Annotated in this window: 10 protein-coding genes; 1 reads left to right on the top strand and 9 read right to left on the bottom strand. The window is 59.2% G+C overall.

Annotated features, from left to right (window positions below):
• Positions 1-249 precede the first annotated feature (249 nt).
• From msrQ to UB23_RS11400, 6 genes are all read right to left on the bottom strand, one after another.
• Positions 250-870 (bottom strand): protein-methionine-sulfoxide reductase heme-binding subunit MsrQ, encoded by a 621-nt coding sequence (gene msrQ, locus UB23_RS11425; protein ID WP_045059417.1) that lies wholly within the window; start codon positions 868-870, stop codon positions 250-252.
• Positions 870-1,883, bottom strand: coding sequence for a protein-methionine-sulfoxide reductase catalytic subunit MsrP (gene msrP, locus UB23_RS11420; protein WP_045059416.1), 1,014 nt, complete (start codon positions 1,881-1,883; stop codon positions 870-872). Before msrP ends, msrQ begins: the two co-directional genes overlap by 1 nt.
• Positions 1,884-1,943: 60 nt before the next feature.
• Positions 1,944-2,798, bottom strand: a complete 855-nt coding sequence (pssA, locus tag UB23_RS11415) for a CDP-diacylglycerol--serine O-phosphatidyltransferase (RefSeq protein ID WP_045059415.1) — start codon at positions 2,796-2,798, stop codon at positions 1,944-1,946.
• 145 nt (positions 2,799-2,943) lie between these two features.
• Positions 2,944-3,960 carry a ketol-acid reductoisomerase gene (gene ilvC, locus UB23_RS11410; protein ID WP_007948647.1) on the bottom strand — a complete coding sequence of 339 codons (1,017 nt, stop codon included), beginning with the start codon at positions 3,958-3,960 and terminating at the stop codon, positions 2,944-2,946.
• A gap of 48 nt (positions 3,961-4,008) precedes the next feature.
• Complete coding sequence (ilvN, locus tag UB23_RS11405) at positions 4,009-4,500, bottom strand: acetolactate synthase small subunit (RefSeq protein WP_003176102.1); 492 nt, start codon at positions 4,498-4,500, stop codon at positions 4,009-4,011.
• Positions 4,501-4,502: 2 nt separating this feature from the next.
• Positions 4,503-6,227, bottom strand: a complete 1,725-nt coding sequence (locus tag UB23_RS11400; protein ID WP_045059421.1) for an acetolactate synthase 3 large subunit — start codon at positions 6,225-6,227, stop codon at positions 4,503-4,505.
• 400 nt (positions 6,228-6,627) lie between these two features.
• On the opposite strand from UB23_RS11400, the gene UB23_RS11395 reads away from it, so the two are divergent.
• Entirely contained in the window at positions 6,628-7,041 is a 414-nt protein-coding gene (locus tag UB23_RS11395; protein WP_045059414.1) for a DUF4124 domain-containing protein, read from the top strand.
• A gap of 134 nt (positions 7,042-7,175) precedes the next feature.
• Here the strand turns inward: UB23_RS11395 and UB23_RS11390 are convergent, their stop codons facing one another.
• The 3 genes from UB23_RS11390 to mrcB are packed head-to-tail and all read right to left on the bottom strand — an operon-like array spanning position 7,176 to position 10,589.
• The gene (locus UB23_RS11390; RefSeq protein ID WP_045059413.1) at positions 7,176-7,511 is read right to left on the bottom strand and encodes a YqcC family protein; all 336 of its coding nucleotides are present in this window, start codon (positions 7,509-7,511) and stop codon (positions 7,176-7,178) included.
• Positions 7,511-8,248 (bottom strand): tetratricopeptide repeat protein, encoded by a 738-nt coding sequence (locus UB23_RS11385; RefSeq protein WP_045059412.1) that lies wholly within the window; start codon positions 8,246-8,248, stop codon positions 7,511-7,513. The genes UB23_RS11390 and UB23_RS11385 overlap by 1 nt, the downstream gene beginning before the upstream one ends.
• 16 nt (positions 8,249-8,264) lie before the next feature.
• Positions 8,265-10,589 (bottom strand): penicillin-binding protein 1B, encoded by a 2,325-nt coding sequence (mrcB, locus tag UB23_RS11380; RefSeq protein WP_045059411.1) that lies wholly within the window; start codon positions 10,587-10,589, stop codon positions 8,265-8,267.
• Between the last annotated feature and the right edge of the window lie 75 nt (positions 10,590-10,664).

The following is a 10,664-nucleotide window of genomic DNA, read 5'->3' as shown; positions in this document are numbered from 1 at the left end:
AGAAGTTTTCCAAGTTTCCTTAGTAACTTCAACCACTTGCGCTTTCGATCTCTCGTTAGCGGGAGGCGAATTCTACAGCGTTACACGCTGCTGTCAACACCTCTTTTTCAACTTCTTTTGCGCTTCGATGACCTGAAGCAGCTGACCGTCAAAACTGCGTAACTCGTTGTTTACCAAGGAGTTTTCCGTTTCGACTGCGCCGGAAGTGGGGCGAATTATAGACATCTGAAATCTGCCGTCAAGGCCTAATTACGCCTTCTTGGCAGAAGAGGCCTTTTTAGCCCATAACCGCGGTATTCGACGGGACACAACAGGCAGCCGCATCACCAAAAGCAGCCCTCCTATAGATGCGTAGATGGCCCACTCTTCAAGATCAGCACGCACAATCCACAACATATGCAGCAAACCGAGCCCGAGCACCACATAAGCCAATCGATGCAGCTTCTTCCAGCGAACGCCTAACCGGCGCTGGCTGTATCTGTTCGAGGTCACGGCCAATGCGAGCAGGCAAAGAAATGCCAGCGCCCCGACAATGATGTAAGGCCGCTTGCGCAACTCGACACCCAGTTGCGACCAGTCAAACCCAAGGATAAATGCCATATACCCGCACAGATGCAGGACCACGTAGGCAAAACACCATAATCCGAGCTGGCGGCGCACGGCGATCCACCCCGCCCAACCGCTGAGTTTCTGCAGTGGCGTCATCGCCAGCGTGACCAGCAGCAGTATGAGGGTACCCAGCCCCAGGCGATCAACCAGCACCTTACCGGGATCAGGCCCAAGCACATCCGCCCAGGCCTGGTACAACCACAAGACCGGCCAGACGGCGGCGGCGATGAATACGCCGATACGCCAGTACGGGAAACGCATCAGTAGTTCTTCCGCAGATCGAGCCCTGTATATAGAGAAGCGACTTCTTCCGAGTAGCCGTTGAACATCTGGGTGTCCCGCACGTTCGGCTTGAACAGGCCGCTGGGCAGGCGCCGCTCGCGAGCCTGGGTCCAGCGCGGGTGATCGACCGTCGGATTCACGTTCGCGTAAAAGCCGTATTCATCTGCGGCAAGACTCTGCCAGGTCGTCTTGGGCTGCTCGCTGACCAGACTGATCCGCACAATGGACTTGATGCTCTTGAAGCCATACTTCCAGGGCACCACCAACCGCAGCGGCGCACCGTTCTGGCTGGGCAATTCGCGCCCGTACATGCCCACCGCAAGAATCGCCAGCGGATTCATCGCCTCATCCAGGCGCAAGCCTTCGACATAGGGCCAGTCGATCAAGGCGAAACCGGAACGCTGCCCGGGCATGGTCTTGGGGTCCTGCAAGGTTTCGAAGCGGATGTACTTGGCACTGGCGCTCGGCTCCACCTGTTTGAGCAATGCCGACAGGGGAAAGCCGAGCCAGGGAATGACCATCGACCAGGCTTCCACGCAACGCAGGCGGTAAATGCGCTCTTCCAGCTGATAGGGCTTCATGAAGTCTTCCAGCGCGTACCGCCCCGGCTTACCCACCTCCCCGTCTACAACCACACTCCAGGGCTCGGTCTTCAGCGCGCCTGCGTTCGCCGCGGGGTCGCCTTTTTCGGTGCCGAACTCATAAAAGTTGTTGTAGTGGGTCGCATCCTTGAATGGCGTGATCGCCTCATCCTTGACGGTCACCGCCCCCCAACGCGTAGCGGGAAGTTTCTCGGAGAACCAGGAAGGCGCCTTGCCAGGCTCGACGTCGGCGTAGCGGGACGCCTCTTCGGCGCTGGCCCAACGCGGCAGGCTGCCAACAGCCAATCCGGCAACGGCAGCGCCAAGGACGTTACGTCGAGATAAATACAGGGATTGAGGCGTGACGTCCGACTCATGGCAGTCAGACGCCTGGGGGATCTTGATCAGCATGGCTACTCCGCAGTTTTGGAGGACAGATGCACCAAATTAGACTGCGGAGTATGAGGGATATCAGGCGTTTTTGTTCCGGCGAAGTCTTAATAGATATTGCACCGGACCAGAGGCTGCGTAGGCAAGGAACACCAGTAACAGAATACGCGGCGGATCACTGAATACCACTGCGAACACCAGCACCACGGCCAGGATTGCCACGAACGGCACCCGCCCCTTCAGGTCCAGCTCCTTGAAGCTGTTGTACTTGATGTTGCTGACCATCAGCATACCGGCGGCGGCAACCATCAGCGCCACCAGGAAAGACATCCTGGAGCCCTGGATGCCGTAGTCGCTGAACGCCCAGACGATACCGGCAACCACACCCGCCGCTGCCGGACTGGCAAGCCCGATAAAGTAACGCTTGTCTGCGGTGCCCACTTGAGTGTTGAAGCGCGCCAGTCGCAGCGCCGCGCCCGCCACATAGATGAAGGCAACCATCCAGCCGACCTTGCCCATGTCACCCAGGGCCCAGCCGAACGCCAACAGCGCCGGGGCAACGCCGAAGGCGACCATGTCCGACAGCGAGTCGTATTCGGCGCCGAAGGCACTTTGGGTATTGGTCATGCGGGCCACGCGGCCGTCTAGCCCGTCGAGCACCATGGCGACAAAGATCGCGATGGCGGCGAAAGCAAAGTATTTGCTTGCGCCGACCGAGTCACCGGCGCTCGCTGCCGCCTGGGCGCTCATCGAGTTGATGATGGAATAGAACCCCGCGAAGAGATTCGCGGTGGTGAATAGATTCGGCAGAAGATAGATACCACGATGCCGGACTTTACGACCTTCAGCGTCATGCCCTTCTTCGATGTGTTCATCGATGGGCAGCAGGCTTTCGGCGTCAGAAGCCTGGTTTGGCTCTTCGGGACGTTCGCTCATGGACATTACCTTGCAACAGGGTGGAGAAATTTCGACAGGCGTCTGGGACGAGGGTTCGCCCGCAAACGATGCAGCTTTATACCAGAACCGGCTCCCCAAACGAAAAAACGCGGCCTAGGCCGCGTTTTCCGTACAAGTGCGCGACTTAGTTCTTGGCTTTGTCGACGATCTTGTTGGCACCGATCCAAGGCATCATGGAGCGCAGTTGCTCGCCGATGATTTCGATGCCGTGAGCGGCGTTGTTACGACGCTTGGCGGTCATCGAAGGATAGCCGGTAGCGCCTTCGCTGATGAACATCTTGGCGTATTCGCCGTCCTGAATACGTTTCAGGGCGTTGCGCATGGCCTGACGGGATTCGGCGTTGATCACTTCCGGGCCGGTCACGTACTCGCCGTATTCAGCGTTGTTAGAGATCGAGTAGTTCATGTTGGCGATACCGCCTTCGTACATGAGGTCAACGATCAGCTTCAGTTCGTGCAGGCATTCGAAGTAGGCCATTTCCGGCGCGTAGCCAGCTTCAACCAGGGTTTCGAAACCGGCTTTTACCAGCTCAACGGTACCGCCGCACAGTACGGCTTGCTCGCCGAACAGGTCGGTTTCGGTTTCGTCCTTGAACGTGGTTTCGATGATGCCGGTACGACCACCGCCAACGCCTGCAGCGTAGGACAGTGCAACGTTCTTGGCGTTGCCGGAAGCGTCCTGGTAGATAGCGATCAGGTCAGGGATGCCGCCGCCTTTGACGAACTCGGAGCGAACAGTGTGGCCCGGTGCTTTCGGCGCGATCATGATCACGTCGAGGTCAGCGCGTGGCACTACCTGGTTGTAGTGGATCGCGAAGCCGTGGGAGAAGGCCAGGGTGGCGCCTTTCTTGATGTTCGGCTCGATTTCGTTCTTGTACAGGGCGGACTGGAACTCGTCCGGGGTCAGGATCATGACCAGGTCGGCAGCTGCAACAGCGGAAGCAACGTCAGTCACTTTCAAGCCGTGAGCTTCAGCCTTGGCAACAGTGGCCGAGCCTTTACGCAGGCCAACAGTTACGTCAACGCCGGAGTCTTTGAGGTTGCACGCTTGAGCGTGACCCTGGGAACCGTAACCGATAATGGCAACTTTCTTGCCCTGGATGATGGACAGGTCGCAGTCTTTTTCGTAATAAACTTTCATGAAATTCCCCTATATATCCAGGCCGTTCAGGCCATTCACTAATTTGGTTTAGATGCTGAGTACTTTGTCGCCGCGAGCGATGCCGGTTACGCCACTGCGGACGGTTTCCAGGATCGATGCGGTGCCGATGGACTGAATGAAGCTGTCGAGCTTGTCGCTGGTACCGGTCAACTGAACGGTATACACGCTGGCGCTGACGTCGACGATCTGTCCACGGTAAATATCGGTGGTGCGTTTGATCTCGGCGCGCTGTGCGCCAGTGGCCTTGACCTTGACCAGCATCAGTTCGCGCTCGATGTGAGCACTCTCCGACAGGTCGACCAGTTTGACCACTTCGATCAACTTGTTCAGGTTCTTGGTGATCTGCTCGATCACTTCGTCATGACCCACTGTGGTCAACGTCAGGCGCGACAGGGTCGGGTCTTCGGTCGGTGCCACAGTCAGGCTTTCGATGTTGTAGTTGCGCTGCGAGAACAGGCCGACTACACGAGAAAGAGCACCCGGTTCGTTTTCCAGAAGCAAGGAAATAATATGCCGCATGATTAAGTACGCTCCGTCTTGCTCAGCCACATATCGCGCATGGAGCCGTCTTTGATCTGCATCGGGTAGACGTGCTCGCTGGTGTCGACCGAAACATCGATGATGACCAGACGATCCTTCATGGCGAACGCTTCTGCCATCTTCGTCTTCAAATCTTTCGATTCGGTGATGCGCACGCCGACGTGACCGTAGGCCTCCGCCAACTTGACGAAATCAGGCAACGATTCCATATAGGAATGTGAGTGACGGCTGCCGTAGCTCATGTCTTGCCACTGGCGAACCATACCCAGAACACCGTTGTTCAGGATCACGATCTTCACTGGCAAGCCATACTGCAGGCAGGTCGACAGCTCCTGGATGTTCATCTGGATGCTGCCCTCGCCCGTCACGCAGACGACGTCGGCATCCGGGAAGCTCAACTTGATGCCCATGGCCGCCGGGAAACCGAAGCCCATGGTGCCCAGGCCACCGGAGTTGATCCAGCGATTGGGCTTGTTGAACGTGTAGTACTGCGCGGCGAACATCTGGTGCTGCCCCACGTCCGAGGCAACAAAGGCATCGCCCTTGGTGACTTCGCACAGGGTTTCGATCACGGTCTGCGGCTTGATGACGCCGCCGTCGCCCTTGTCGTAAGGGAACAGGCCACGATCACCGCGCCACTCATCAACTTGCTTCCACCAGCTGGCAACGGACTCCTTGTTCGGGGTCTCGCCGATTTCCTTGAGGATCGCGACCATTTCGGTCAGGACGCTTTCCACCGGACCCACGATGGGTACATCGGCCTTGATGGTCTTGGAGATCGAAGCCGGGTCGATGTCGATGTGGATGATCTTGGCGTTCGGGCAAAACTTCGCCGGGCCGTTGATCACACGGTCATCGAAACGTGCACCGACTGCCAGGATCACATCGGCGTGGTGCATCGCCAGGTTGGCGGTGTAGCTGCCGTGCATGCCGAGCATGCCGATGAACTGGCGATCGGTGCCAGGGTAGGCACCCAGGCCCATCAAGGTATTGGTCACTGGCAGGTTGAGCATTTTCGCCAGCTCGGTCAGCGGCGCGGAGCCACCACCGAGGATCACGCCGCCGCCGGCGTACATCACTGGCCGCTTGGCCGCCAGGAGCATTTCTGCAGCCTTGCGGATTTGCCCGGAGTGACCGCGAACGGCCGGGCTGTAGGAACGCAGCTTGGCTTTCTTCGGAAAAATGTATTCGAACTTCTCGGCCGGGTTGGTCATGTCTTTGGGGATATCGACAACGACCGGACCAGGACGACCGGATTGCGCCAGGTAGAACGCCTTCTTCATGACTTCCGGAATTTCCGACGCGTGCTTGATCATGAAGCTGTGCTTCACGATCGGCCGGGAGATACCGATCATGTCGGTTTCCTGGAACGCGTCGGTGCCTACCATGGTGCTAGGCACCTGGCCGGAAATGACCACCATCGGAATGGAGTCCATGTAGGCCGTGGCAATACCGGTAATGGCGTTGGTTGCGCCCGGCCCGGAAGTGACCAGTACCACGCCGGCTTTGCCGGTGGCACGGGCATAGCCGTCAGCCATATGGGTCGCAGCCTGCTCGTGGCGAACCAGGATGTGGGTCACTTCCGGTTCTTTGAACAGGGCATCGTAGACATGAAGAAGAGCACCACCCGGGTACCCGTAGATGTACTTGACGCCTTCGTCACGCAAAAAGCGGACGAGCATCTCACCGCCAGATAAAAGCTCCACGTTGTTCACCTCTAAAACGCCAGAATACCGCCCACATGCAAAAGGACGGGTCTTAATAGGTTTACTTCTCAGCAGAGCATGAGCGACGGTGGTCGCCGACTACGTCAGCACTGACTGAGCAAGTATTGGGATCGTCCCAAGTGTTGCGGGACTTTCCCACCCAGCGCGAGGTAACGCGTTGCGGGTGTAACAGGTCGGCGCGGGTATGCGCCTCATGATCTGCCGAGTGGGTCTGCTTCTGGCAGTCCCTCTACAGCGGACTTTGGATTCTTCTGTTTCGTCCCCTCCAAGTCAAGCCGTCTATGTGCTTTATTGAAGTAAGCGCATGAGAAAGCAAGAAAAAACCGCTAAACCGCAACTGTGTTAGCTTCAATTGCGCAACTCATGGCAAGGAAATGGCATGCGAACTTTATTGATGGTCGGTCTACTGATCAGCCCTTGGTGTCTGGCGGGGCAAATCTACAAGTGGGTGGACGCCCAAGGCGTGACTCATTTCGACGCCCAGCCTCCTCAAGGTCAGGAGGCGACGACGGTGCTCACTCCAGCACCGGCCCCGGCCAAGCCGGTACCACCACCACGCAGCCATGTGATTGGCGACCAGCAGGCGATCGACAAATCGGTGAAGGCACAGGTGGCCGAGCAGCAGGCGCAGTTGCAGGCGTTCTGCCAACAGGCCCGCACGAACCTGGCCCAGCTACAGAACAATCCAAGATTACGAGAGGAAGTCGACGGTGAGATGCGCCGCCTGAACGAGCAACAGCGTCAGGAGCGCATCAGCGAATCACAGAAACAGATTGGGGATAACTGCCAATAGAACCCTGCGTAGGAGCTGCCGAGCGAAGCAGAGGCTGCGATCTTTTGACCTTTACCCCAGAACAACAAGATCAAGAGGTCGCAGCCTCGTTGCACTCGACAGCTCCTACATCCGCTCCTACATCGGATCCGGCGCTAGCGGGCAGCCGTGATCAGCAGGTCAAACTCCTTGAGCAGCACCTGCAACTGCCGATCCTTGCCCTGCACATTGCGCGCGGCGAACACCATTTCGGCCATTTCCTGGATTCCCGACGCGTTGGGCAACGGGAGATCCTGTTCGAGGATCATTTTCATCCGCGGCAGGAAAATCCATTGCAGCCACTGTTCGAAATCCAGCGTATCGACCGAGAAAGGCTCAACGCTGGAAAGCGCCTCAGTGGAGGGCGAGACGTCGTCCCACCATCCCTGCACTCGCAGTTCGCGCTCGATCAACAGCAGTTGCTCGGCGATCTTCGGAAAGCGTGCGTCCATCACAGCGTGACCTTGGCCTTCTGGCGGGCCAGCGCAGCGCCTGCAGAATCACCCTGCTTCTCACGCGCCTGGGCGATCAGCCCCCACAGGCTGGCCTGCAGGTCCGGCCGGCCATTGGCCATGGTCAGGCCCCGGCGGGCGAACTGCTCGGCCTGTGCCGCATCACCTTGGGCCATGCGCACCTGGGCCAGGCGATAAAGCACCTGCGGCTCACGTGGCGCCACCCGCTGGGCACGCTCAAGGCTCGACGACGCGCCGTTGAGGTCACCGCCCGCCTGTTGCTGCTGGGCCGTGGTCAACAGCGCCAGCACCGGACCGTCCAGTTGCTCATCGGCCGACAAGCCACCGCCGGTACTGGCTGACGGAATCCCGCTCGGAGTCGCCGGCATGCTGTAGCTGCCCTGGTTGATCGGCGCCGACTGCACTGGCGCCGTATCGATTGGACCTGGCGTGATCGGGCCCGGCGTGATCGGCGAAGTGCTGATAGGCGCAGAAGCCACCGCACCACCGCCTGGGACCATCACCACCACCCCAGTGTCACCTTGCGGTATCGCCTGGACCTGCGCCTGTACCGGACGCTTGACCGTCGTCTGCCGGAAACCGCCATTGGCCTGCACACGTTCGCTGTTCGAAACGGCGCTGCCGGAATCCACTACCGGAATGGACCCGCGTTGTACGGTGGAGCAACCGCTGAGCAAAGCCACGGCGGTAACCGCTGGAATCAACCACTTGTTCACTTGAAACCCTCTTTGCTTAGTTCATCCAGCCTTTGACCCAATCCATCACCGTTTCGCCCGAAGCAGGGCTTTCGCCACCGCAAGCGGGGCCGGGAGGCGGTTCGCTGCCGCGAATATACGGCATCTGTACGGCACCTGGACAACCCGCATCGGAACCCTGCCCCGTGCGTGAATCAACCCAGGCCTGAACAATGTTGTCTGGCTGCGGCATGTCCAGCGGCAACGGGTCGGCCTTGCGCATGAAACTGGTCCAGACCTGCAGCGCGCCGGTGGCGCCGGTGAACGGCGTCTTGCCGTTGTCATCGCGCCCCAACCACACCACGGCCAGCAGGTCCTGGCTGAAGCCGGCGAACCAGCTGTCTCGCGAATCGTTACTGGTACCGGTCTTGCCGGCCAGGGTCAGGGTCTTGGGCAACACGTTATAAACCGAACTGCCGGTACCTTCACGCATGACCCGCTGCATGGCGCTCTGGACCAGATAAATGGAAGCCGGGTCGAAACGCTGCTCGATCTGGAACGGATAACGCTTGAGTGGCTCGCCTTCGGCGGTGAGCACACTGCGAATGCCGCGCATCGGTGTATTGAACCCGCCGTTGGCGAGGGTCTGGTACATGGTTGCCACTTCGATCGGGGTCAAGCCTCCGGCCCCCAGCAACATCGACGGGAATGCCGGAAACTCGCGACTCACACCCAGTCGTGCAAGCGTCTTGAGCACGTTCGGTACGCCCACCGCCAAGCCCAGGCGAGCGGTCGACAGGTTGTAGGAATGCGCCAGGCCTTGATAAAGGAATACCGTGCCATGGGAGCGGCGATCGTAGTTCTGCGGTTTCCAGACCTGGCCGTCCGCGCCCTTCACCGAGAAGGAGTCGTCCGACAGCCAACTGGTCAGGGTGTACTGGCTCGGTTTTTCCAGGGCCGTCAGATAAACAGCCGGTTTGATCAGCGAGCCGATCGGTCGAACCGCATCCAGCGCGCGGTTGAATCCGGCAAAACTGGCCTGGCGGCTGCCGATCATGGCCTGGACTTCGCCGGTTTCCGGGTTGGTCACGACCATCGCCGCTTCAACCTCATCGGAGCCCTTGCGCCCGGACAGACGTTTGAACGTGTCATTGACCGACGCTTCGGCTTTCATCTGCAGGATCGGATCAAAGCTGGTGAAAATCCGCAGGCCTTCTTCGGTCAAATCCTCGTCGCGATAGTCCTGGCGCAGCTGACGCTTGACCAGATCGAGGAAGCCGGGGAACGAGCTGTCGGCGAGTTTCCCGCGGGTAGTCACACCCAGTGGCAATTTCTTCGCGGCGGCGACCTGCTCGGCAGTGGCCACACCCTGCTCCTGAAGGACATCCAGCACCAGGTTGCGGCGCTCCAGGGCGCGTTCGGGGTTACGTCGCGGATTGTAGTAGGAAGGGCCCTTGACCATGCCTACCAGCAAGGCCACCTGATGCAGTTTCAGCTCGGACAAAGGCTGGCCGAAGAAGAACTGGCTGGCCAGTCCAAAACCGTGCACCGCACGCTGGCCGTCCTGGCCGACGAACACTTCATTGAGGTAAGCCTCAAGAATCTCGCGCTTGTCGTAATGCAACTCCAGCAACATCGCCATCATGGCTTCGGTGAGTTTGCGGGTCAGGCTGCGTTCGCTGGTCAGGTAGAAGTTCTTGACCAATTGTTGCGTCAGCGTACTGCCGCCCTGAGTCATCTTGCCGCCGGACGTGTTGACCCAGACGGCACGGGCAATCGACTTGGGTGACACACCCCAGTGGGAATAGAAGTCGCGGTCTTCCACGGCGACCAGGGTTTCCAGCAGATACGGCGGAACCTGATCGATTTTTATCAGGATGCGGTCTTCGAGATTCTTCGGATAAATCCCGCCGATCAGCAGCGGCTCCAGGCGCACCACCGAAAGCTTCGAGCCATTGGTGGCCGACAGTTCCGCCACGTAATCGCCGGAGAAGCGCACTCGCACGGGCTGGGCTTTCTCCATACCTTCATAGAACTGGAAGCCTCGGGTATTCAAGTCGACGGTGTTGCCGTTGACCGCCGCAGCGCCAGGACCATTGCTTACGCTCTCGCGCCGGTAGCCCAGGGCGTCGAGCTCGGTGAGGAAGTCTTCCTTGCTCAGCTTCTGCCCGGTGAACAGCTCGAGCGGGCGCGCGTAGACCTTGGCCGGAATGGTCCAGCGCTTGCCGGAGAACTTCTCCTGGACAATTGCATCAAGGTAGACCGCGAATCCGGCGAGCACCACGAGGCCGACCAGACTGAGTTTAAGGGCCCAGCCCAGCCACGGGCGCAGGCCCCTGGAAGGTGGTTTTTTTGGAGTGCGGGGGGATCGAGTACGAGTCATGGCGGCGGATTATACGCACTTTATTCATACTCAACAGGAGGCCTCCGAGGTTTGCGTCGAGCGGACTTGCGGCCA

It is taken from the genome of Pseudomonas sp. ES3-33 (assembly GCF_000952175.1).
In the GTDB taxonomy this organism is placed as follows: domain Bacteria; phylum Pseudomonadota; class Gammaproteobacteria; order Pseudomonadales; family Pseudomonadaceae; genus Aquipseudomonas; species Aquipseudomonas gregormendelii.
Note: the sequence above shows the minus strand (reverse complement) of the source record. Positions and strands in the feature narration are given on the sequence as shown.

Bases quoted from the DNA above. Each gene is read 5' to 3' on its own strand.
- msrP (WP_045059416.1), bottom strand. From the start codon at position 1,883: ATGCTGATCAAGATCCCCCAGGCGTCTGACTGCCATGAGTCGGACGTC.
- msrQ (WP_045059417.1), bottom strand. From the start codon at position 870: ATGCGTTTCCCGTACTGGCGTATCGGCGTATTCATCGCCGCCGCCGTC.
- ilvC (WP_007948647.1), bottom strand. From the start codon at position 3,960: ATGAAAGTTTATTACGAAAAAGACTGCGACCTGTCCATCATCCAGGGC.
- UB23_RS11395 (WP_045059414.1), top strand. From the start codon at position 6,628: ATGCGAACTTTATTGATGGTCGGTCTACTGATCAGCCCTTGGTGTCTG.
- ilvN (WP_003176102.1), bottom strand. From the start codon at position 4,500: ATGCGGCATATTATTTCCTTGCTTCTGGAAAACGAACCGGGTGCTCTT.
- mrcB (WP_045059411.1), bottom strand. From the start codon at position 10,589: ATGACTCGTACTCGATCCCCCCGCACTCCAAAAAAACCACCTTCCAGG.
- UB23_RS11390 (WP_045059413.1), bottom strand. From the start codon at position 7,511: ATGGACGCACGCTTTCCGAAGATCGCCGAGCAACTGCTGTTGATCGAG.
- pssA (WP_045059415.1), bottom strand. From the start codon at position 2,798: ATGAGCGAACGTCCCGAAGAGCCAAACCAGGCTTCTGACGCCGAAAGC.